General features: G+C 61.9%; 19 protein-coding genes. 12 read left to right on the top strand and 7 right to left on the bottom strand.

Annotated elements, in window-relative coordinates:
- The first annotated feature begins 217 nt into the window (after nt 1–217).
- Both IB275_RS06570 and IB275_RS06565 read left to right on the top strand, forming a co-directional pair.
- A complete protein-coding gene (locus IB275_RS06570) occupies nt 218–2,590 on the top strand; it encodes a type VI secretion system Vgr family protein (protein WP_192289750.1) in 2,373 nt (790 codons plus the stop codon).
- A gap of 21 nt (nt 2,591–2,611) precedes the next feature.
- Complete coding sequence (locus IB275_RS06565) at nt 2,612–4,579, top strand: M23 family metallopeptidase (RefSeq protein ID WP_494514425.1); 1,968 nt, start codon at nt 2,612–2,614, stop codon at nt 4,577–4,579.
- On the opposite strand, the gene IB275_RS06560 is transcribed toward IB275_RS06565, so the two are convergent.
- Nucleotides 4,518–5,668, bottom strand: a protein-coding gene (locus tag IB275_RS06560; protein ID WP_192319282.1) for an IS3 family transposase whose coding sequence is annotated in 2 segments (ribosomal slippage) — nt 4,518–5,431 and nt 5,431–5,668 — 1,152 coding nt in all. Because the reading frame shifts where the segments join, the coding sequence is not laid out codon by codon here. The two genes, IB275_RS06565 and IB275_RS06560, sit on opposite strands and share 62 nt — an antisense overlap.
- 648 nt (nt 5,669–6,316) lie before the next feature.
- Between IB275_RS06560 and IB275_RS06555 the strand changes: the two genes are divergently transcribed.
- The 3 genes from IB275_RS06555 to IB275_RS06545 all read left to right on the top strand — a co-directional run bounded on the left by IB275_RS06555 (nt 6,317) and on the right by IB275_RS06545 (nt 9,175).
- Nucleotides 6,317–6,868 carry a hypothetical protein gene (locus IB275_RS06555; RefSeq protein WP_192289754.1) on the top strand — a complete coding sequence of 184 codons (552 nt, stop codon included), beginning with the start codon at nt 6,317–6,319 and terminating at the stop codon, nt 6,866–6,868.
- 71 nt (nt 6,869–6,939) lie between these two features.
- On the top strand, nt 6,940–7,704 hold the full coding sequence (locus IB275_RS06550) for a hypothetical protein (RefSeq protein WP_192289756.1): 765 nt from the start codon (nt 6,940–6,942) through the stop codon (nt 7,702–7,704).
- Between the two features lie 73 nt (nt 7,705–7,777).
- Complete coding sequence (locus IB275_RS06545) at nt 7,778–9,175, top strand: hypothetical protein (protein WP_192289758.1); 1,398 nt, start codon at nt 7,778–7,780, stop codon at nt 9,173–9,175.
- Between the two features lie 222 nt (nt 9,176–9,397).
- Here IB275_RS06545 and IB275_RS06540 read toward each other — a convergent pair whose 3' ends face one another.
- From IB275_RS06540 to IB275_RS06530, 3 genes are read right to left on the bottom strand one after another with little or no spacing between them, the layout of a single operon-like run.
- A complete protein-coding gene (locus IB275_RS06540) occupies nt 9,398–9,769 on the bottom strand; it encodes a hypothetical protein (RefSeq protein WP_192289760.1) in 372 nt (123 codons plus the stop codon).
- 5 nt (nt 9,770–9,774) lie between these two features.
- Entirely contained in the window at nt 9,775–10,467 is a 693-nt protein-coding gene (gene ung, locus IB275_RS06535) for a uracil-DNA glycosylase (protein ID WP_192289762.1), read from the bottom strand.
- A gap of 54 nt (nt 10,468–10,521) precedes the next feature.
- Nucleotides 10,522–11,085 (bottom strand): hypothetical protein, encoded by a 564-nt coding sequence (locus IB275_RS06530; protein WP_192289764.1) that lies wholly within the window; start codon nt 11,083–11,085, stop codon nt 10,522–10,524.
- Nucleotides 11,086–11,294: 209 nt separating this feature from the next.
- Here IB275_RS06530 and IB275_RS06525 point away from each other — a divergent pair, with 209 nt between their 5' ends.
- Nucleotides 11,295–12,542, top strand: a complete 1,248-nt coding sequence (locus tag IB275_RS06525; RefSeq protein ID WP_192289766.1) for an ABC transporter substrate-binding protein — start codon at nt 11,295–11,297, stop codon at nt 12,540–12,542.
- Nucleotide 12,543: 1 nt separating this feature from the next.
- Here the strand turns inward: IB275_RS06525 and IB275_RS06520 are convergent, their stop codons facing one another.
- Nucleotides 12,544–13,422 (bottom strand): AraC family transcriptional regulator, encoded by an 879-nt coding sequence (locus IB275_RS06520; RefSeq protein WP_081517616.1) that lies wholly within the window; start codon nt 13,420–13,422, stop codon nt 12,544–12,546.
- Between the two features lie 172 nt (nt 13,423–13,594).
- On the opposite strand from IB275_RS06520, the gene IB275_RS06515 reads away from it, so the two are divergent.
- The 6 genes from IB275_RS06515 (at nt 13,595) to IB275_RS06490 (ending at nt 19,522) form a co-directional block, all read left to right on the top strand.
- Nucleotides 13,595–14,758 (top strand): isobutyryl-CoA dehydrogenase, encoded by a 1,164-nt coding sequence (locus IB275_RS06515; RefSeq protein WP_017516638.1) that lies wholly within the window; start codon nt 13,595–13,597, stop codon nt 14,756–14,758.
- A gap of 337 nt (nt 14,759–15,095) precedes the next feature.
- Nucleotides 15,096–15,914 (top strand): enoyl-CoA hydratase, encoded by an 819-nt coding sequence (locus IB275_RS06510; RefSeq protein WP_081517615.1) that lies wholly within the window; start codon nt 15,096–15,098, stop codon nt 15,912–15,914.
- A gap of 10 nt (nt 15,915–15,924) precedes the next feature.
- Nucleotides 15,925–17,028 carry an enoyl-CoA hydratase/isomerase DspII gene (gene dspII, locus IB275_RS06505; protein ID WP_192289768.1) on the top strand — a complete coding sequence of 368 codons (1,104 nt, stop codon included), beginning with the start codon at nt 15,925–15,927 and terminating at the stop codon, nt 17,026–17,028.
- Nucleotides 17,029–17,162: 134 nt separating this feature from the next.
- Nucleotides 17,163–18,047 carry a 3-hydroxyisobutyrate dehydrogenase gene (gene mmsB / locus IB275_RS06500; RefSeq protein WP_192289769.1) on the top strand — a complete coding sequence of 295 codons (885 nt, stop codon included), beginning with the start codon at nt 17,163–17,165 and terminating at the stop codon, nt 18,045–18,047.
- Nucleotides 18,048–18,117: 70 nt separating this feature from the next.
- Nucleotides 18,118–18,750: a potassium channel family protein gene (locus tag IB275_RS06495; protein ID WP_192289771.1), complete on the top strand. Its 633-nt coding sequence runs from the start codon at nt 18,118–18,120 to the stop codon at nt 18,748–18,750.
- A 130-nt stretch (nt 18,751–18,880) separates the two neighbouring features.
- Nucleotides 18,881–19,522 (top strand): NAD(P)-dependent oxidoreductase, encoded by a 642-nt coding sequence (locus IB275_RS06490; protein WP_192289773.1) that lies wholly within the window; start codon nt 18,881–18,883, stop codon nt 19,520–19,522.
- Between the two features lie 73 nt (nt 19,523–19,595).
- Here IB275_RS06490 and IB275_RS06485 read toward each other — a convergent pair whose 3' ends face one another.
- Together IB275_RS06485 and IB275_RS06480 are read right to left on the bottom strand one after the other, a co-directional pair.
- Nucleotides 19,596–20,966, bottom strand: coding sequence for an HlyD family type I secretion periplasmic adaptor subunit (locus IB275_RS06485; RefSeq protein WP_192289775.1), 1,371 nt, complete (start codon nt 20,964–20,966; stop codon nt 19,596–19,598).
- Entirely contained in the window at nt 20,956–23,112 is a 2,157-nt protein-coding gene (locus IB275_RS06480) for a type I secretion system permease/ATPase (RefSeq protein ID WP_081517609.1), read from the bottom strand. Before IB275_RS06480 ends, IB275_RS06485 begins: the two co-directional genes overlap by 11 nt.
- Between the last annotated feature and the right edge of the window lies 1 nt (nt 23,113).

Below are 23,113 nucleotides of genomic sequence, written 5' to 3'. Positions count from 1 at the left end.
AACCACGTCCCACGAGTACTCGTCGTTGCGCTGACCGATTGACGCCGAGACTGTCAGAAATGAAAGGCTGCGACGGTCGGCTCTACCGCTTTGCCTACGCCAGAGACAAACCTTCGTGCTGACAGCGACCAATCGCGCAACTTCCCCGGACAGGTCTGACTGACAGAGCCACCACCCAACTGGTGGGATCAACGTTCTCCCGGAACGGACGCCTGCCATGCTCATCAACGCCGCCCACCGCTTCTTCGATCACAGTCGCCATACCCTCAGCATCAGGGACGTCGACGCGCCGCTCGATGTCCTGGCCTTCAGCGGCGATGAAGCGCTCAGCCAGACCTTCGTCTACCGCATTGAATTCACCAGTACCGATCTCGACCTCCCGGCCGACGCCTTCCTCTGCAAGGACGCCAGCTTCAGCCTGCGCGCGCCGCCCGAGCAATTGGGCATTCCCGGCTACACGCCGCCGATCGCTCCGCCCCTGCGCACGCTGTACGGCACGATCAGCCGCTTTTCCCTGCTGTCCATGTCGCGGGACGAATCCCGCTACGAGGTGACTTTCGTCCCCCGTCTGAGGCTGCTGGGCCTTGCCCGCCAGTACCGCCTCTATCAGAACCAGAGCGTGCCGGAGATCGTCGAGCAGGTGCTGCGGCGCAATGACTTCGAAGGGCAGGACTTCCTCTTCCAGCTGACCCGCGAGTACCCACAACGCGAACAGGTGATGCAATACGGCGAGGACGATCTGGCCTTCATCCAGCGCCTCACCGCCGAGGTGGGCATCTGGTACCGCTTCTCGATGAACCCGGAGCTACGCATCGAGACGGTGGAGTTCCACGACGACCAGCGCCATTACCTGCCCGCGCCACCCTTGCCGCTGCGCCCGCTGTCATCGCTGGAGTCCAGCGGACAGGATGCCGTCTGGAGCCTGCAAGGCAAACATGAGCTGGTCCTGCAGCAGGTCAGCAACCGCGCCTACTACTACCGCGACGCCGGCGCTGAGCTGGACGCGAATGTTGACCTGCTCAAATCGCCGAAAACTACCTATGGCGAGGCTTACCACTACGGCGAGCCCCACCAGAAACTCGGCGACGCCTACGCTCAGGACGAAGACCTGGAGAGCGAAAGCGGCTACTTCTACGCGCGCCTCGCCCACGAACGCTACCTCAACGAACGCACGCGCCTGACCGGCCACACCAGCAGCCCCGCGCTGCTACCCGGGCAGATACTCAAGCTCGACGGCGCAGACAAAAACTTCGCACCGGGCGCGGTGATCGTCCGCCTGCACAGCAGTGCCGCCCGCGACCGCAGCTTCGAAGTGCAATTCGAAGCCATCCCCTACGACGAGCAAGTCTGCTTCCGCTCCACAGTGCCGGCCAAACCGGTGATTGCCGGCACCATTCCCGCCCGCGTCACCAGCCCCGAGCCGAACGACCTGTACGGCCACATCGACATGGAAGGCCGCTACAAGTGCCATTTCCTGTTCGATCGCGACACCTGGCCCGCAGGGCGTGAGTCAATGTGGTTGCGCCTGGCGCGCCCCTATAGTGGCGACACGTATGGGCTGCACCTGCCTTTGATACAAGGCACCGAAGTACGGATCGCCTTCGAAAACGGCGACCCGGACCGGCCCTACATCGCCCATGCGATGCACAACAGCCAGCACCCCGACCACGTCACCCTGAAGAACTACAAGCGCAACGTCTTGCGGACGCCGGCCAACAACAAGCTGCGCTTGGATGACTCGCGCGGAAAAGAGCACATCAAGCTCAGCACCGAATACAGCGGCAAGAGCCAGCTCAACCTCGGGCATCTGGTGGATGCCCAGCGCGAACAGCGCGGCGAAGGTTTCGAGCTGCGCAGCGATGGCTGGGGTGCAGTGCGCGCCGGCAAGGGCGTGTTCATCAGCGCCGACGCGCAGACAGGCGCGCAAGGTCAGGTACTGGCCATGCAGGAAGCCATCGCCCGCCTGGAGCAGGCCAGCGACGAGATGCAGCAGCTCTCCAGCGATGCCGAAATGTCCCAGGCCGACGCGGCCAACTATCTCGCGCAAATCGCCTTCATGCGTGAAGAGGTCAAACAGCTCGCAGGCGCCGTCGCCCTGCTCAGCGCGCCCCAAGGCATCGCCCTCACCAGCGGCCAGCACCTGCAGGTGGCCGCCCAGCAGAACCTGATGCTCAACGCCGGCGCCGAGGCGGACATCAGCGTCGCCAAGCGCCTGTTCGCCGGCATCGGCGAAGGCATGAGCCTGTTCGTCCGCAAGCTCGGCATGAAGATCTTCGCCAACCACGGCGCGGTGCAAATCCAGGCACAGAACGACCGCATGGAACTGCTCGCCCGCAAGGCCGTGGACATCACCAGCACCGAGAACGAAATCCATATCACCGCCAGGAAGGCAATCGTCATCAACGCTGGCGGCAGCTACATCCGCATGGATCAGCACAGCATCGAGTACGGCACCCAGGGTGACTACCTGATCAAGTCGCCGCATTACGAGTATCGAGGGCCGGCCAGTCTGCACCCGGACATCCCGTTCCTTCCGCGCGAATCCACCGGCGAAGCGAAGAAGAAATCCATCTACCCACTGTCGCTCTGACTAGGCCAAGGAAGCCTGCACATGATCATCAGTCCTCCCTTCATTCCCGCTCCGGTGGCCGGGGAAACCGACGAAGCCTTCGTTGAGCGCGCCATGCCCGGCGGCAACCTGGGCGATGGCGCCTACCCCCTGAGCTTCGACCTCAACTGGCACGGCGGCCTGCATCTGCGCGCCCCGCAGGAGAACGGAAAGAACCTGCCCGTCCGCGCGATTGCCGACGGTACGCTCGCATTCTTCCGTGCCCCAGAGAAGAAAACCGACGATCCCAACAACGCGCTCAACTACGGCAACGGCTGGACGGACAACGGCTGCATCGTGCTGCGCCACGAAACCGAAATCGGCGAAGGAGCACGCAGCCAGGTGGTGTTCTATTCGATCTACATGCATCTATCGAAAATCAACATCGCCAACCCGCAGCTCAAGCAGCGCGTCTACCGCAAGGACAGCATCGGCGAGGTTGGGGAAATCTACGGCAGCGCTGGCAAGATTCACTTCGAGATCATCGCCAGCGACACTCAGGTCGAGCACCTGACCGGCCGCAGCACGCGAGAGCTGGACTACCGCACCCGCGACGGCCGAACCGACAGTTGCTGGGGCGACATGTACTTCTACGTCCCCAGCACTCTACAAGGCTTCGCCGCGCCACCGAGCAACTTCGCCTCGCCCACCATCACGGGCGCTGCCTCCTTCAGCTTCCCCGCCCTGCCAGCAGGCTGGCTCACGCCAAGCGGAAGCCCCAGCGGACTCGCCATCACCACCACCCAGATCGACGGCTACCGCCCGGAAATGGTCAAGCAGATGCAGCAGGGTCTTATCGTTCGCATGCGCTACGACAAAGGCCAGTGCCAGCTGACCACCTACCACCTGACCGGCGAACTCATCGGCAGCCAGAGCGAAGAAGCGGACTTCGAGTACAACCTCTACACCACCGCCACCCGCCGCTACCCCGCCTGCCCTAGTGCCGGCTACGAACTGCTGCGCTTCGGCCGGGTGCTGGGGCCGGATGCACTCCAACCGGCCGACGCCGCGCACTGGCGGAAGATCAGCCTGCCGCCCCGTACCGAAGCTAGCGAAGCGGAACGCAGCGCCTGGTTCAACCTCAACGCCCCCGGCGTGACCCGCTTCAGCGATGCCGACTTCCCGCACTGGATGGGCTGGCGTCTGATCGACGATGACGACGACTCCGACAGCCATTGCCAGTCGGATTACATCCGCACGCTACTCGAACCATCAAGCCATTACACCGACCCACCGCCTCGCCAACCCGATGCCGCCAGCATCGCCATCTCCCCCGCGTACGACACGATGACCGCAGGAGATCAGCGCCGGCTTTCCGAGCAATACGTGCTCGACCGCGAACGAAACGAGGCCCGGCTAGCTGATGCGGGCACCCACGAAAAGCTCAAACGCCTGATCTGCAAATTCCCCACCGAATGGGCACGCGATGATTTCGATACGCGCTATGGCTGGCTAAAGAAAGTCGCGGCGGGTGGGCCTATGTCGGAGGATGACTTCAAGGAGCTTAAGGCGCATCAGGAGGCGCTGGCGTTTTGGGAGGATTCCAACTTAACGGAAATAGATAAAAAGCATTGGCACTTCCCAGCAAAGGAATTAATTAGAAATCTTCGAAAAGCGCTTTGGCTAAGTAGCCATGAAATTAAGCAACTAATTCCCAAGCATGCGCTTCGAAAGACCAGCCCGACACAGTACGCATGGGAAGCCATCAGCACAAACCTAAACTCCCCAACGGCAACAATTGAATTACACCGGAACAACCTGAATAAAACATTAAGAAAGTACGGAATAAACACCCCAATGAGAATCGCCTCGCTCATGGGTAACGCGATCCAAGAAACAACATGGACCAGCAAGCTTTCAGAGGGCGGGGGACCAGCCCTTTGGTATGCTCTGAATCGCCCCGGCTTTCCTAGACACTTTCCAAGCTCTGGAAATAGCGTTTCTCAAACTCCACTGGCGATAGCTGCATAGCGCTGCTGTGCCGGCGTTTGGGGTTATAAAACATCTCGATGTAATCGAACACATCACTGCGAGCTTCTTCGCGAGTGGCATAGGTTTTTCGTCGGATGCGTTCGCGCTTCAGCAACTGGAAAAAGCTTTCTGCCACGGCGTTATCGTGACAGTTACCGCGTCGGCTCATGCTGCTGATCAGATTGTTGGCCTTGAGGAAACTCTGCCAGTCCGAGCTGCTGAACTGGCTGCCCTGGTCGGAGTGGATCATCACTTCCTGCTTGGGCTTGCGTCGCCAAACCGCCATCAATAAGGCATCGATAGCTAAGTCGCTGCACATCCGAGGTTTCATCGACCAGCCGATCACCTGGCGCGAAAACAGATCCAGCACCACCGCCAAGTACAACCAGCCTTCATAAGTGCGGATGTAAGTGATGTCAGTGACCCAGACCTTGTTCGGCTCGCTGACGGTGAATTGCCGCTCCAGACGGTTGGGCGAAGCCACCGTGGGCTTGCCGCCGTAGTAGCCGGGCCGACGACGATAGCCGGTCTGCGAGCGCAACCCTTCCCCCCGCATCAGGCGGGCTACGCGATGCCGGCCACAGGACTCTCCCAGCTCACGCAGGTCGTCGTGGATCTTGCGATAGCCGTAGACCCCACCGCTTTCCAGCCAGGCATGTTTGATCAATCCGAGCAGGCGCTGATCTTCCTTAGCGCGTACGGATTTCGGCTCGGCCAGCCAGGCGTAGTAACCGCTGGGATGCACCCTGAGGGTCTGGCAGAGACGTCGAACCGGGTACTCCACCGACAGCTTGCTGATGAAGGCGTACTTCAGCCGGACTCCTTGGCAAAGTACGCGGCGGCCTTTTTTAGGATGTCTCGCTCTTCGGTCACCCGCTTGAGTTCGGCGCGCAAACGACGCAGTTCGGCTTGCTGATCACCTTCTTGCTGCCGCTGTTCCTGGGGCTTGCTATAGCGCCTGATCCAGACATAGAGGCTATGCACCGACACACCCAAACGCTCCGCCACATCCGCTACACGCAGGCCGCGCGCGGTAACTTGTCTGACCGCTTCGATTTTGAATTCTTCGGGGTAACGCTGGTTGCTCATGGCACCTCCTGATGGGCCTCATTATGAGGCTTGGAGGTGTCTACGAAACTAGGGGCGATTCACTCCTTGGTATGGCCGAGGTTTCCTGCAACTCACAAGCCCAAGCAACTACATAGACTATTGGCGCTACAGAGGACGGGCCATACCTGAAACTCTCAGAACATCATTAAGCAATATCTTTAACGCAATTTACTTGCTTCCGCCAAACCAAAGAAGCAACAGCAACCTACAGGACGCAAACTTCCCACAACTAACGTCCGAAATGCAAAATTGGCGCAAGCAAGTTAGTGGAGAAGGTGGAGACTCCGAAAGTTTAATCTCCCCATCGGACAGTGCAGGCTATTACTGGGCATCAAAAAAAATGGCAAAGTATGCGGATTCCCCGCACATATTAGAAAGACAAACCGTTCAATCCAACAGCGGACAAAAAGTTTATTATCGCTCTGTTAGCTTCTGGAAAGCGAGTGCAGCGGTGAACCTTCCATCTGCCATAAATACAACCTACAGCAATGCTATGAATGGCTTCGATTCGCGGTGCTGCGCGTATGGCTACTCAATAGCAATATTATCTGAGCAGTATTTCCCAAACGCCGGAGGACAAGCAGAGCTACCATTCCCAGAAGGGTATACAGCACGGCGAGAGCAACCATGAGAATCAAAACACTAGCCCTTTTATTAATATACTTATCCGCAGCCTACGGGAGTGAAACCCAAACCGCCACCCACACCCTCAGACTTATAACAAAAGATTCCCCAACAGAATATATTTCCTCAGCAAGCCAAGACTGCAGAGTAACTTTTACAGACACCAAACACAACAACCAGAAAAATGACGATTATATAAAAAACTACTCCCCAATAAAATCCTGGTCTTGCGTCAACGCAGGCGAGGCACTTCAGTACGGATACAGCACAGATCATGAAAAAATAACTTACCTCTACAACAGCAGGTCATGGGAACTTTCTTCACATGACAATCAAAAAAGCAACACAAGACTCTACAACATAAGATCAAATAACTCTTACGGCTATCTGATAACAAGAAACGCCAAACCGTACAATTTTCACTTCTGCATGATACAGGAATATCAGGCCTTGTGTGGAGACGGCGAAATTCCAACCACTGACATAACAGAGATCTCTAGGCTAAAGAAAATCCTAAGCAGCTTTCAATTCGAAACCGATCAAGAAAACAACTAGCAGGAAGTTCTCCACAAGATAAATAACAACATTGGAATGAAATTACCACATCACATACGTTTGAGCACGCCATGAAAATGGAGAGCAAAAGCCAAACACACACAAGAATAAAAGACAGAGCAATACTAGCCGCACTAATAATCAGCCATGCTTATTCATTAAGCTTGCTTGCGGAAGAAGAGAAAAGATTCTACGCCGAAGAGGAAGGAGCTTGGTATGAGTACCCAACAAAACCTAAGAGGCTAATTGAACCACAAAACATATTCGAACTGATTAGCAATGGAGCGCCACCAGAGGCCAGCTTTTCGCGACCAAAATCGTGGCCCATCAGAGCAGTATACATCGGTACCCCAGGAGAACTATTCGAATTCGACAACTCAGGAAATCTTATATATGACGGAGACGGCCCAGCTGAACGAGACTCATCAGGAGCCTCTCTCATCACCATGTCGAGAGTTTTCGTAAATAAAGCTCCACTATGGAAGAATTCAATTGTATTTAGCCGAACAGAGAACATTGACATAAAAGAGAAAAACCCCACTAGAGCGACATACCCTAATGGCTTTGTAAAAGGGAAAAACAACATATACTGCCCCATTCGCCCAGCCACCGAGAGAAAAATATTTAACGCTACTAGATTTGAGTTGGACGGTGATTGTGATGACGCCATTAGCTTTACCATTAACGGCACAAAGTACTTCACCCATTCATCTTTTAGGGGCATAAAAGAGCCATATTTTTACTGGACCATTCAATATTTCACAGAACCCAAAAGGCCTTTACCAGTAGCCGGGGAGACATGCAGGTTATACTGCAATGAAATGCAGAAAAAATAATCAAAAAATATCTATCAGTCTCGAGTGCAGCAGAAACAGCGCTCCGACTGCACTCCCCTGGCCCAGATCAACCATGACTGCCATTAGCACCCTACCCTGGAAAACACTCACTCTAGCCATTCTAATTTTCTCATCAGGAGTATCACTTGGCTGCGAACCAAATGGCGTGACACTTAAGAACAACAGATTGATAACTTGCGATATCGAAGACTATACCTACGTAGACATAACCCCTACGCCACCAAACTCGTTGAGACAAATCTGGAATATAGATCAAGAAATCAACATTCAACCAAGGCCACATAATTCTTGGCCCATACGTGGGATATATTGGTCGCATGGTGGAGGACAAAGCAGCAGTTGGATCGAGTTCAACAAGGAAGGAGTCATAAAAGATAGCAGCGATAAGTCCCTCATACGAAAATCCATGGGAGAATTATATTACCATGGAGCCCCGATCTGGCTTGGCGGGCAGCATGTATATTACGCATTCTCAAGCGATGAGAAGATCGACTCAGACTTCACTAAAAGAACCGACCCAACCATTATCATCAGCGACGACAAAGCCTGCATCGGAATCGGAGACCCAAGCTCATACTTAGGGCTATATAGAATGGATTCCTCTAGCACTGCCATGCTAAACGAAAACTGCAACTCCTCAAAAAAATATCACATTGGAAGTGGTGAGTTCCTGGTATACCCGGGCATAACCGCCGCAGGGCGCACAATCAAAACAAGAGAAGCCCCCTTCCACTGGGTGGTTCAATATTTCAATGAAGAAGAGTCTCCAATCATAGACTCACTCGGCCAGTGCAGGCTTTTCTGCAATGGAAAATCCCCGCAGAATAAAATCCACAACACCGCAACAGGAAAAAGCAGTGAATATTCATCTTTACACTCGCTGGACATCGCCCCTCCGCCCGAAAACTCGCTTAGCATATCACCCTCCGCGGGAGAACCTTACGCTGTACTTCCGAAAAAATGGCCGATCCGAGCGTTATTCAACTCCAGATCAGGGGTTTTTGAATTTGATGAAAGCGGCAATATACTACTGGCAAGCGAGAAGCAATCAATTCACATAGAGCGATTACATGGAAAAAACACAAATATTCCACTCTGGGAAGGAATACAAGAAGTATATCAACTCTTCGACTCAAACAATCCAGACGACCATTACAAAGCCTACGATATTGGCAACATAAGCAAAGCAATAGTCATTTCAGAAAATCAAGCGTGCCCCGCACAACTGGTCTCCGAAGCATATGGAGTAATGCACGACGGCGGGAGACTTTACCTAAATGGAAGTTGCTCCAAATCGAAAACAAAACATATCGGGATCGGCGACTTTCGAATTTACCCCGAGGACGAAAACCAAAACAACCCTCAGCACTGGAGCATCCAATACTTCAAAGACCCTATCTCTCCAATGCTAGACGCCAATGGTCAATGCTGGCTGTATTGCAATAAATAAAATAATAAAAAGGTGATGGCAGATTTAATTTTTGAGCACCAATTCCAGCCAGACGGCGGAAGCAGAAAGGGTACAGACTTATAGTCCAAACTCCATTCCTGAACCAGCACCACCCAGTTTTAGAGCAGAAAAATAAATCTGCCCCCTTTGCTTCCACCCTCGTGCATCGAGACACGCGACGACGTTCAAGGCCGTCCTTCGTGCGGGCCTCTTTTTTGGGGATCAGGAAACGCGGGAAACCCGCAGCGAAATCATCCAACTCTCGCCACTGACGGATTTGGCGCAGACGACTTCGACGACCTTGCGCCTGAGCTCGCGCCCATCCGGCGCGAACAGGCGAATCTCACCCCAACGGGCATCCAGCGGCACCGAACAGCGGGCAACAAGGGTCTTGAGATTGGGTTCGGCCACCGTCCAGGCGGTGTCGTCGCGGGCGTTCTCGGCGGCGACGAAGGCGCGGGCTGCCTGGTCGATTTCGTACAGGCCGTGGATCGACTCGCTGGAGCGGAAGTCTTCGAGCGGGGAACCGGCGGCTAGGCAGCTCCCGCCGAGCAGCAGGCCCGGCAGGATCGCCAGCCACGCACGCCGGAGCATCGGCATTACACCGGCGGCAGCGACCAGTCGATGGGCGTCAGGCCGTGCTGTTCGAGGAACTTGTTGGTGCGGCTGAAGTGGCCGTTGCCGAGGAAGCCGCGATAGGCCGACAGCGGCGACGGGTGCGCGGACTTGAGCACCAGGTGCTTCTGCGCGTCGATCAGCTTCTGCTTGCTCTGTGCGTGGGAACCCCAGAGCAGGAACACCAGGTTCTCGCAGCGCTGGCTGACCACTTCGATCACCTTGTCGGTGAACGGGCCCCAGCCCGCCTGGGCGTGGGAGCCGGCGCGGGCCTGCTCGACGGTGAGCGAGGTGTTGAGCAGCAGCACGCCCTGCTCGGCCCAGTGCTGCAGGTAGCCGTGGCTGGGGATCGGCAGGTTGAGGTCGCGTTGCAGCTCTTTATAGATGTTCTGCAGCGACGGCGGCGTCGGCACGCCCGGCTGCACCGAGAAGCACAGGCCATGGGCCTGGCCGGGGCCGTGGTAGGGGTCCTGGCCGATGATGACGACCTTGATGCGCTCCAGCGGCGTGGTGTTCAGCGCGTTGAAGATCAGCGGACCGGGCGGGAAGATCACCTTGCCGGCGGCCTTCTCCGTGCGCAGGAACTCGCCCAGCTGCTTCATGTAGGGTTTTTCGAACTCCTCATGGAGGGCTTCTTTCCAGCTGGGTTCCAGCTTGATCCGGTCGTCGTGGGTCATGGTGCGTCTGCCTGGTGAAACGAACCGGCACGCTAAGCAAGCGCCCCGGCCAAGTCAAGGCGACTTGTGCCGCACCGCCCAGGAGCCCGGCAAACGCGGCACACCGCTGCCCAGGCCGGCCAGAATCCACGCTGCGACGGCAACCGTCAGCCCCAGGTGGAACAGCTCGCGGCGCGGCACGCCGGCCAGTTCGCCATGGGTGCCGATCAGCAGGCCGCTACCGATGAACAGCAGCGCGCCAAGCAGCGCCAACCCATAGCGGCGCGAGCGACCGGGCCAGGCGATGACCAGCAAGGCGATCAGGTTGCTCACCAATGAAAGCTGCGACAGGAACACCAGCAGCGCGCCGATCACCAGCACCACCACCTGCCGGCCGGGGCCGCCGGACAGACGCCCGAACGCGATCAACGGCAGGCCTACAGCGCCGGACACCACGCTCGCCAAATGATGTGCCTCAGACAATGCCGCAACGCCGCCATACTCCAGCGCGCCCAGCAGCGCTGCGATGCCCATGGACAGGAATCCCAGCGCGCGCCAGCCCATCTGCTCGCGCAGGGCGAGCCAGGCGGCGATGGTGCAGGCCAGGGTGAGCAGCAGTTCGGCGATCACGGGCAGCATCGGGCAGTCCTTCTTCTTGTCGTCGGCGCAGACTAGCGAGCCCCGCCGCTGCGCGCACGGTCGAGCACGCCAGCACAGGCGACGCCGCGCGCCATCCTGCGTCCATCGACCACGTCCGGATTCGACCAAAGGCCAATGGGAGTGGCCGGCCAGTCTGTGCACAGTCCCCTCTTCGCTTCACCCGCCAATAAAAACAACAGGGAACGAACATGCGCTTTCTGACTGCCGCACTCTCGCTGGTGGCTGCCTTCAGCTGCCTGGCGCAAGCCGCCGAACCGATCAACCTCGGCCTCAATTACCCCCGCACCGGCTCCTACAAGGAAGAAGGCCTCGCGCAGATGCGCGGCGCGCTGCTGGCCATCGACGAGATCAACGCCCAGGGCGGCGTGCTCGGCCGGCCGCTGCATCTGCTGAGCAAGGACGACGCCTCGCGCCCGGAAAAAGCCCTGCGCAATATCGACGCCATGGCCGCCGACGGTGCGGCGATGTTCTTCGGCGGCGCCTCCAGCGCGGTAGCCATCGCCGCCGGAGAACGGGCGGCGCAGAAGAAGTTGCTGTACTTCGGCACCCTCACCTACTCCAACGACACCACCGGCAAGGACGGCCAGCGCTACATGTTCCGCGAGTGCAACAGCGCCTGGATGAGTGCCCGCGCGCTGGGCAACTACCTGGGCCGCACGCTGCCGGGGAAGCGTTACTTCTACGTCACCGCCAACTACACCTGGGGCCTGACCACCGAAAGCTCGCTGCGCCACTACACCGGCACCGAAGACGCCGCCCGGCACCCGTCGATCAAGGTGCCCTTTCCCGGCGCACGCCTTTCCGATTACCGCGATGCGCTGACCCAGGCGGCCGCGAGCAAGGCCGACGTGCTGGTCCTGGCGCTGTTCGGCGAGGACCTGGTGCATGCCATGCGCATCGCCGACGAACTGGGCCTGACGCGCAAGCACCAGATCATCGCGCCCAACCTCACCCAGAGCATGGTCGAGCTGGCCGGGCCCGGCCTGATGCAGGGCGTGATCGGCACCGAACCCTGGACCTGGCAGGTCCCTGAGCGCGAAGGCTCGGCGCGCGGCCAGGCCTTCGTGCGCGATTTCACCCAGCGCTACGGCGTCTACCCCGCCAGCTCCGCCGCCTCGGCCTACAGCATCGTCTACCAGTGGGCCGACGCCGCCCGGCGCAGCGGCAGCCTGGACAGCGACGCGCTGGTCAAGGCGCTGGAAGGCCACCGCTACAGCCTGCTCAAGGGCGAGCAGCAATGGCGCGACTTCGACCACCAGAACATCCAGCGTGTCTACGTGGTGAAGGTGAAACCGCGCGACGAGGTGATGCGCAGCCCGCTGCACCAGGACTACTTCGAGATCGTCGAGCACATGGACGGCCCCGAGGCGGCCCCCTCCCTCGCCGAATGGCAGGCCGAGCGCAGCGCCGCAGGCAAGCCGCTGACCCTGCAATGACTCAGCCGGTGTGCAGCGCCCGGTAGTGACTGGGCGCCATGCCCACCACGCTCTTGAACAGCCGCGAGAAGTAGTACGGGTCGGCGTAGCCCAGTTGCTCGGCCACCTGGCGTACTTCCAGGTTGCCCTGGTCGAGCAGCCGGCAAGCGTGGGTCATCTTCAGCCGGATGAAGTCCTGGATCGGCGCCTGGCCGGTCAGCGCGCGGTAGGTCTTGGCGAAGTGGAAGCGCGACAGGCGGAACTGCGCCGCCAGCTCGTCGAGGTTCAGCGCATCGTGCAGGTGCTCGCGCATCATCGCCTGCACCGCCTCCACGTCCAGTACCCGTCCGGACTTCAGCCGCGCGCGCGCCGGGCGCAGGGCCAGCGAGGTCAGCAGGCTCTGCAGCAGGTGGGCGGCATGGATGAAGTGCGGCAGGCTCAGGCCTTGCCGGCGCAGCGCCAACAGCGCATCGAACTCACCGAGAATGCGCGGCTGCACGCCCACGCGCAGGCGCGGCGACTTGCCCAGCGGGCGCAGAAAGTCCTCGGCCAGCCGGCCTTCCAGGTGCACCCAGAAGATCGACCAGGGTTGCTGCAGGTCGGCGCCATAGGCGTGGGCGCGGCCCTTGGGCAGCACCAGCAGATCACCGCCGGCGACCTCGAATCGTCCATCCGCCGTTTCCAGCCAGCCGAGCCCTGCGCTGCAGTAGATCAGCAGGTGATCGTCCGGGTCTTCCCGCTCCATGCGATGCCCTACCGCTGCCGGGTAGTAGCCCAGCGCCAGCGGATAGCAGGCCTGGCCCAGCGGATGGCGATCCAGCGCGCGGCGCAGGCGTGGCGGGGTGATGAAGCGCACGCCCTGCTGCGGCAGCGGCCAGGTAGAGATCAGTGGACGGGACATGGGCACGAATCCGGGATCGGCAATACCAAGATCGTCCATCCCCAGCACAAGATCGTCAATCCCCAGCCGATGGCGCAACGGCTATAACCGAAGGACTCTTTACCCAAGAGCCCAAGAAGCGCGCGCCACGAGCGCGAAGCGGTAGCCGACAAGAACAAACAGAGGTAGCTGCATGCATTTCGATCTGTCCGAAGAACAACGCCTGCTGGTGGAGAGCGCCCGCGCCTTCGCCAGCCGCGAACTGGCGCCCCACGCCGCCGACTGGGACCGCCAGCACCACTTCCCGGTGGAAGTGATCCGCCGCGCCGCCGAACAGGGCTACCTGGGCCTGTACATCGCCGAGGAAGACGGCGGCCTGGGCCTCTCGCGCCTGTCCGCCTCGCTGATCTTCGAGCAACTGGCCGCAGGCTGCGTCGCCACCACCGCCTACATGACCATCCACAACATGGCCAGCTGGATGCTCTCAAGCTTCGGCGACGCCGCGCTCAAGGAGCAGTGGCTGCCGGGGCTGATCGGCGGAGAACTGCTGGCCTCCTACTGCCTGACCGAGCCGGACGCCGGCTCCGACGCCGCGCGCCTGCGCACCCGCGCCAAACGCGACGGCGATGACTACGTACTCGACGGCGCCAAGACCTTCATTTCCGGCGCCGGCTCCACCGACGTGCTGATCGTCATGGCGCGCACCGGCGAGGAAGGCGCCAAGGGCATTTCGTGCTTCCTGGTGCCGGCCAACGCCGAGGGCATCCGCTACGGCCGCAACGAAGACAAGATGGGCTGGAAGGCGCAGCCGACCCGCACCATCACCTTCGAAGGCGTGCGCATCCCCGCCGGCAATCGCATCGGCCCGGAGGGCCAGGGCTTCGTCTACGCCATGAAGGGCCTGGACGGCGGCCGCCTGAATATCGCCAGCTGCTCCCTCGGCGCAGCCCAGGCGGCGTTGGAGCAGTCGCTGCGCTACGTCGAGGAGCGCAAGCAGTTCGGCAAGGCGCTGGCCGAGTTCCAGGCCCTGCAGTTCAAGCTCGCCGACATGCTCACCGACCTCACCGCCAGCCGGCAGATGGTGCGCCTGGCCGCGCACAAGCTGGACCACAAGGACGGCGAAGCGACCCTCTATTGCGCCATGGCCAAGCGTTTCGCCACCGACCGCTGCTTCGCCCTGTGCAACGAGGCGCTGCAGCTGCACGGCGGCTACGGCTACCTCAACGATTACCCGCTGGAGCGCTGGGTGCGCGACAGCCGCGTGCACCAGATCCTCGAAGGCACCAACGAGATCATGCGGGTCATCGTCGCCCGCCGCCTGCTGGAACAGGGCGGGATGCTGGACCGTTTGCTGTGACCACCAATCAATTTGGGAGCAGGCGGACAGCACCCTCTCCCCCGCCCTCTCCCTGAAGGGAGAGGGAGCCGTCCGTATCGGCTGACGCCTAGGCGTCAGCCTGCATCGAACAGAACCGTAGGGCGCATAACCTGGAACAGGTTATCCGCCGCCCCTGGGATGGCGGATAACGCTGGCGCGTTATTCGCCCTACGTATCGATCCACGCGACTCACTGGAAAAACCGCCCGCCCGCGCGGGCGCAATCGAACAGATCGGACATGGACTCGCCCTGCCACGCACGCCTAGAGTCCATGCCCATACGCCCGCCCGCTGGCGACACCGACAAGGAGATGCCCATGAGCAACGCCCTCGAACCCTACAAGCCCGGAGTCTTCGACCTGACCCACAAGCTGACCGTGGAAAAACACGGGCACACCGCGCTGATCACCATCAACCACCCGCCGGCCAACACCTGGGACCGCGACTCGCTGATCGGCCTGCGTCAGGTGGTCGAGCACCTGAACCGTGACGACGATATCTACGCCCTGGTGGTGACTGGCCAGGGTCCGAAATTCTTCTCCGCCGGCGCCGACCTGAACATGTTCGCCGACGGCGACAAGGCCCGCGCCCGCGAGATGGCCCGCCGCTTCGGTGAAGCCTTCGAGACGCTGCGCGACTTCCGTGGCGTGTCCATCGCCGCCATCAACGGCTACGCCATGGGCGGCGGCCTGGAGTGTGCCCTGGCCTGCGATATCCGCATCGCCGAGCGCCAGGCGCAGATGGCCCTGCCCGAAGCCACCGTGGGCCTGCTGCCCTGCGCCGGCGGCACCCAGGCGCTGCCGTGGCTGGTCGGCGAAGGCTGGGCCAAGCGCATGATCCTCTGCGGCGAGCGTGTCGATGCCGACACCGCGCTGCGCATCGGTCTCATCGAGCAGGTCGTCGATACCGGCGAAGCGCGCGGCACCGCCCTGCTGCTGGCGGCCAAGGTCGCGCGGCAGAGCCCGGTAGCGGTGCGCACCATCAAGCCGCTGATCCAGGGCGCCCGCGAGCGCGGCCCGACCACCTGGCTGCCGGAGGAGCGCGAACGCTTCGTCGACCTGTTCGACGCCGACGACACCCGCGAGGGCGTGAACGCCTTCCTGGAAAAACGCGACCCGCACTGGCGCAACCAATAAGGCCCTGACCATGAATGTGATGTTCGAAGAACGCCCCGGCCTGCACGGCTTCCGCATCGGCGTGGTGACGCTGGATGCGGAGAAGAGCCTGAACGCCCTGAGCCTGCCGATGATCGAGGCGATGAACCACCAGCTGCGTGTCTGGCAGGACGACGCGCAGATCGCCTGCGTGGTGCTGCGCGGCAACGGCGGCAAGGCCTTCTGCGCCGGCGGCGACGTGCGCAAGCTGGTCGATGCCTGCCGCGAGAAGCCCGGCGAGGTGCCGGAACTGGCGCGCCGCTTCTTCGCCGACGAGTACCGCCTCGACTACCTCATCCACACCTATTCCAAACCGCTGATCTGCTGGGCCCACGGCTACGTGATGGGCGGCGGCATGGGCCTGATGCAGGGCGCCGGCGTGCGCATCGTCACTCCGAGCAGCCGCCTGGCCATGCCGGAAGTGAATATCGGCCTGTACCCGGATGTCGGCGCCAGCTGGTTCCTCGCCCGCCTGCCCGGCCGCCTCGGCCTGTTCCTCGGGCTGACCGCGACACAGATGAATGCCCGTGACGCGCTGGACCTGGACCTCGCCGACCGCTTCCTGCTCGACACTCAGCAGGACGACCTGATCGAAGGTCTGGTGCAACTGAACTGGCGCGAACAGGCTGACGTGCAGCTGCACAGCCTGCTCCAGGCGCTGGAGCACGAAGCCCGAGGCGAAATGCCCGAAGCCCAGTTGCTGCCGCGCCGCGCACGCCTGGATGCGGTGCTCGACAGCGCCAATATCGCCGAGGCCTGGAACGCGCTGACCGCGCTGGTCAACGACGAGGACGCGCTGATTGCCCGAGGGGCGAAGACCCTCGCCTCGGGCAGCCCGCTGACCGCCCATCTGGTCTGGGAACAGATCCGCCGCGCGCGCCATCTGTCGACTGCCGAGGTGTTCCGCATGGAGTACGCGATGAGCCTGAACTGCTGCCGTCACCCGGAATTCCCGGAGGGTGTGCGGGCCCGGCTGATCGACAAGGACAACACCCCGCACTGGCACTGGCCGGATATCGCTGCCATACCTGATGCTGTGGTGAATGCGCACTTCGACGCGACCTGGGAGGGCGAGCATCCGCTGGCGGACCTGTAGGTCCTCTCCCCTGGTCTTTCTGTAGGAGCGCCCCATGGGCGCGATCGCGGGCACGGGCTAGGCGCCCCCGCCCGTCCTACAGGATGATTTCTTGCGCTGGAGTGCCTGTCGTCTTTGAACAGGAGGAAACCAGCATGCAAACCATCGCCTTCATCGGCCTCGGCCACATGGGCGCCCCCATGGCCGCCAACCTGATCAAGGCCGGCTACCTGCTGCGCGTGTTCGATCTGGTGCAGAGCGCCATCGACGGCCTGATCGCCCAGGGCGCCAGTGCCGCACGCAGCGCCCACGACGCAGTGGACGGCGCCGACGTGGTGGTCACCATGCTGCCAGCCAGCCAGCACGTCGAGGGGCTCTACCTCGGCAACGAAGGCCTGCTCGCGCACATCGCCCCCGGCACCCTGGTGCTGGAGTGTTCCACCATCGCCCCGGCCTCGGCGCGCAAGGTGCATCAAGCGGCGGCCGAAAGGCATATCCCCCTGCTCGACGCGCCCGTCTCCGGCGGCACCGGCGGCGCCATCGCCGGTACCCTGACCTTCATGGTCGGCGGTGATGCCGAGGTGCTCGAACGCGCGCGCCCGGTATTTTCCGCCATGGGCCGCAATATCTTCCACGCCGGCGGCGACGGTGCCGGGCAAGTGGCCAAGGTATGCAACAACCAGCTGCTCGCCGTGCTGATGATCGGCACCGCCGAATCCCTCGCCCTGGGCGCCGCCAATGGACTGGACCCGGTAGTGCTGTCGGAGATCATGCGGCGCAGCTCCGGCGGCAACTGGGCGCTGGAGGTGTACAACCCGTGGCCCGGCGTGATGGAGAACGCCCCCGCCTCGCGCGGCTATACCGGCGGCTTCATGGCGGCGCTGATGACCAAGGACCTGGGCCTGGCACAGGAGACCGCGCAGGTCAGCGGCAACAGCACGCCCATGGGCAGCGTGGCACTGGCGATGTACCGGCTGCTGGTAAAACAGGGTCATGGAGAACAGGATTTTTCCGTCGTGCAGAAGCTGTTCGATTCCTGAGTACAAGCATGGTGCGTTCGTGCGTCCCGGCCGAGACTGGCCTCCCCTGAAGGACAGAGGGCCATCGGCCTTGAACTCATTCCTGCTGCGCTATCGTTTTCGTCTTCTGCTCAACAGCATCCTTCTGCTGCTGATCGTCCTGGCTTTCCCATCGCCCAACCCGCTGCTGGAATTGTGCAGCCTGTTGCTGATGGTGCTGGCTGGCCTGAACACCGTCCGCAGCCATAGCCTGCTTTTCAGCTTCATCAGCGTGATGGGCGTGCTCAGCCTGTTCATGCTGTTCGCCCCCGCCGCGTGGCATGTGCATCCCGCACTGCAGCGAGGTATTCCGCAATTGATCTTCATTCAGTTGCTGGTCGTCGCACTGTTCCGCCGCGTCACCCAGGAACGCCCCGTCACCCGCGAGCTGCTCTACGGACTCTGCGCCCTGTACCTGAACTTCGCCCTGTCTTTCGCCCTGGCCTACAACCTGATCGAGGACCTCAGGCCAGGCAGCTTCCAGACCAACAACGGAGCCCTGCATCTGGATGCCTTCATCTACTTCAGCATGATCACCCTGACCACCATCGGCTACGGCGACATCGTCCCGGTGAACCCGCTGGCGCGCTTGCTGGCGGGCAGCGAAGCGATCATGGGCGCGCTGTTCATCGCGCTGGCAGTGGCGCGGGGGCTGAGCCTGATGAGCGACGACAGCAAGGACTGATTGTGAAGCCAGGCTTATGAGTGCATGGCTTCAACCCGCCTTTATCGCCGGCGGTCTCCGGCCGAAGATGAATCACCTGCCAGCCCTGCACAGCCAGGCGCGGCACTCCCTCCCACGAAAAGGTGATTCCATGAACATTGCCCTGATCGGCGCCACCGGCCACGTCGGCCATTACTTCCTCGAAGAGGCCCTGCGCCGAGGCCACCAGGTCACCGCATTGGTGCGCGACCCGGCGAAACTGCCGGCGCGGGACAACCTCAAGGTGGTCCTGGCCGACGTCTACGACCCGGCCCAGGTCGCCCGTGCCGTGGCTGGCCAGGACGTCGTGGTCAGCGCGTTCAACGCCGGCTGGGGCAACCCGGATATCCGCAAGGCCCACGCCAGCGGCAGCCGCGCCATCCTCGACGGTGTGAAGGCTTCCGGCGTGAAACGCCTGCTGGTGCTCGGCGGCGCCGGCAGCCTGGAGATCGCCCCCGGCCAGCGTCTGGTGGATAGCCCGGAATTCCCCGAGCAGTGGAAGCAGGGCGCGCTGGGCGCCGCCGACGCGCTGGATCAGCTGCGCGCGGAGAAGGCGCTGGACTGGGCCTTCCTCAGCCCGGCGATGCTGCTCGACGGCGAGACCCGCACCGGCAGCTTCCGCATTGGCGGCGACCAGGTACTGTTCGACAGCAATGGCGAGAGCCGCATCTCCCTGCCGGACCTGGCGGTGGCGATGATCGACGAGGCCGAGCAGGCCAACCATCACCAGCAGCGGTTTACCGTGGCTTATTGATCGTCGCAGCCGACCTGCACAAACGAAACGGGCCACCCAGGGGTGGCCCGTTTCATTGGGTCCCGCGCGGCAATCAACGCTCGCGCAGCGCTTCCGCCTTGGCCCGCAGGATGGGCTTGAGCAGGTAGCTGAGGATGCTCTTCTTGCCTGTCATGATATCCACGGTGGCGATCATGCCGGGGATGATCAGCAGCGGCTTGTCGTCCGTGCCCAGGTGGCTTTTGCGGGTGCGCAGCTTGATCAGGTAGAAGCTGTTGCCGTCATCGTCGGTGACGGTGTCGGCGCCGATCTGCTCCAGGTCCGCCTGCAGGCCGCCGTAGATGGTGTAGTCATAGGCGGTGAACTTGACCATGGCGTGCTGGCCGGGACGCAGGAAGGCGATGTCCTGCGGACGGATGCGCGCTTCCACCAGCAGGGTGTCGTCCAGCGGGACGATCTCGATCAGGTCGCTGCCCGGCTGGATCACGCCGCCGATAGTGTTCACCAGCAGCTGCTTGACGATGCCGCGCACCGGCGAAGTAACCAGGGTGCGGCTGACGCGGTCTTCCAGCGCCTTGCCGGTGGCCGTGGCCTTGCTCAGTTCGGTACGGGCTTCGTTGAGTTCTTTCAGCGCGTCGCTGCGGAAGCGCGACTGGGTCTCGGCGACCTTGCGCTCCACTTCCTTCACTGCCGCTTCGGCACGCGGGATCGCCAGGGTGGTGGCGTCGAGCTGGCCACGGTTCTCCACTTCACCGCGCTTCAGGCGCAGCAGTTCCACCTGGGACATCGCGCCCTGGGCCACCAGCGGCTCGGACATGGATATCTCCTGGCGCAGCAGGTTCAGGCTGTTACGGTACTGCGCCTGCTTGGAGATGAACTCGCGCAGCTCCTGCTGCTTCTGCACCAGTTGCTGCTGCAGGCCGTCGGTTTCATCCTTGAGCTGCTGCTGGCGGCTGTGGAACAGCGCTTCTTCGCTGCTGGCCTGGCCCGGAGCCTTGGCTCGCACGTCGTCGGGGATGTTCAGAGCGCGGTCCTCGACCTCGGCGGACAGGCGCTCCACGCGCAGGAACATCGCCAGGCGGTCGGCCTCGGTCTCGCCGACGTTGGACTGGAAGCGCGTCGGGTCCAGGCGCATCAGCTGCTCGCCGGCCTGCACCACCTGCCCTTCGTGGACGAAGATCTGCGAGACGATGCCGCCTTCCAGGTTCTGGATCTTCTGTACCTTGGACGAGGGAATCGCCTTGCCCTCGCCACGGGTGACTTCGTCGATCTGCGCGAAATGCGCCCAGAGCAGCAGGAAGGCCACGAAGCCGATGAGAATCCAGATGGTCAGGCGCACCACCCGCGGCGCGTCCTCGATCAGCGCCTTGCTGACCTCAGGAAGCGGCTGGCCGGAGAGGTTGTCGCCGCCCTTGAAATAGCCACGGACAGAGTGGCAGATACTGCCCAGAGGATTAAGCGACACTGATCTGCCCCTTCTTCAGTGCATCCATGACCACGTCCTTCGGACCGTCGGCGATGATGCGGCCCTTGTCGATGATCACCAGGCGGTCCACCAGGCTGAGCATGGAGGCACGGTGGGTGACCAGCAGCAGTGTCTTCTCGCCCATGATCGCTTGCAGGCGCTGTTTCAGGCGTTCTTCGCCGGCGTTGTCCATGGCGCTGGTGGGTTCGTCCAGCAGCAGGATCGGCGGGTCGAGCAGCAGTGCGCGTGCCAGGGCGACGTTCTGCCGCTGGCCGCCGGAAAGATTGTGGCCGCGCTCGCCGACCTGCAGTTCGTAGCCCTGCGGGTGCAGGCGGACGAACTCGTTGACGCCGGTCAGCTCGGCCACTTCCAGCACACGCTCGTCATCGATGTAGCGCGCGCCGCTGACCAGGTTGTCGCGCAGGGTGCCACTGAACAGGCTGATGTCCTGAGGCACGTAGCCGATGTTGTGGCGCAGCTCGCTGATGTCCAGCTGGCGCACGTCGGCGCCGTCCACCAGCAGGTTGCCGTTCTCGGGCTGGTGCAGGCCGACGATCAGCTTGGCCAGGGAACTCTTGCCCGAGCCGCTGCGGCCGATGATGCCGATCTTCTCGCCGGCGCGGATCTGCAGGTTGATGCCGTGCAGCGCCGCCACTTGCTGGTTCGGGTAGGCGAAGTCGAGGCCGCGCATCTCGATGCCGCCGCGCAGTTGCGAGCGGGTCAGCGGACGTTCGTCGGCGTTGCGCTCCTGCGGCAGCTCCATCATCTGGTTGGTAGTCGCCATCGACAGGCGTGCCTGCTGGTAGCGCTGGATCAGCCCGGAGAGCTGGGTCAGCGGGCCGAGGGCGCGGCCGTTGAGCATGTAGCAAGCGATCAGGCCACCCATGGACAGGTCGCCGGCGATGATCAGGTAGACGCCGCCGATGATCATGATGACCCCGGCCAGCGCCTGGATCAGCACGGTGATGTTCATCGCCAGGGTCGACAGCAGCTTGACCCGCAGCTCCAGGCGGCTGAGGGTGCCGATGGTCTGCTCCCAGAGGTACTGCCGCTCGCTTTCGGCGTTGTTGACCTTCACCGCGTCGAGGCTGGCGAGGGTCTCGATCAGGCTCGACTGGCGTTCGGCGGCCAGCGCCATGGTGCGGTTCATGGTCTCCACCAGCGGCTTCTGCAGCAGCCAGCCAAGACCTGCGGCCAGCGGGAAGGCGATCAGCGGGACGAACACCAGCGGCCCACCGATGATGCCGATCACCAGCAGGATCAGCAGGGTGAACGGCATGTCGATCAGGGTGGTGAGCGTGAGCGAGTTGAGGAAGTCGCGCAGCGTCTGGAATTCGTGGATGTTCTGGGCGAACGAACCGACCCGCGCCGGGCGGTACTTCATGCTCATGCCGACGATGCGCTCGAACAGCGTCGCCGAGATGATCAGGTCGGTCTTCTTGCCGGCCAGGTCCAGGCACAGGCCGCGCATGGTCTTGAGCAGCAGGTCGAACAGGTAGGCGCCGCTGATGCCGATGGCCAGCACCCAGAGGGTGGCGGCGGCCTGGTTGGGCACCACGCGGTCGTAGACGTTCATGACGAACAGCGGCGCGGCCAGGGCGATCAGGTTGATCAGCAGGCTCGCGGCCACGGCGTCGACGTACAGCCAGCGCGAGCGCTTGAGGGTGTCGCGGAACCAGCTCTTGGCGCGCGGGATCAGCTCGCCGTGCTGCAGGTCGAACTTGTGCTGCGGCTGGGCGAAGAAGGCCTGGCCGGCGTAGTCCTCGCTGAGCAGCTCGCGGGTGACGCGTACTTCACCGCCGTCGCTCTCGGACAGCAGCAGGCGCGCATCGCCGTTGTTTTCCCAACCCAGCAGCACCGCGCAGCGCCCTTCGCGCAGCAGCAGCATGGCCGGCATGGCCAGCGCGGGAATCTGCTCCAGCTTACGCTGCAGCAGGCGACCCTGCAGGCCGGCGCGAGCCGCCGCACGGGGCAGCAGCTCGGCGGACAGGCGTTGGCCGGGCAGCGGCAGGCCGCTGGTGAGCATGGCGCGGCTGGCCGGCTTCTGGTGCAGCTGACAGAGCGTCAGCAGGCTGTCCAGCAGCGGGTCATCCAGCAGACCGCGCGGATCGTGGCTTAGGGGTACTTCGCTGACTTCTTGATCCACG

The sequence above is a fragment of the Pseudomonas sp. PDM21 genome, from assembly GCF_014852505.2.
Classification (GTDB): domain Bacteria; phylum Pseudomonadota; class Gammaproteobacteria; order Pseudomonadales; family Pseudomonadaceae; genus Pseudomonas.
Note: the sequence above shows the minus strand (reverse complement) of the source record. Positions and strands in the feature narration are given on the sequence as shown.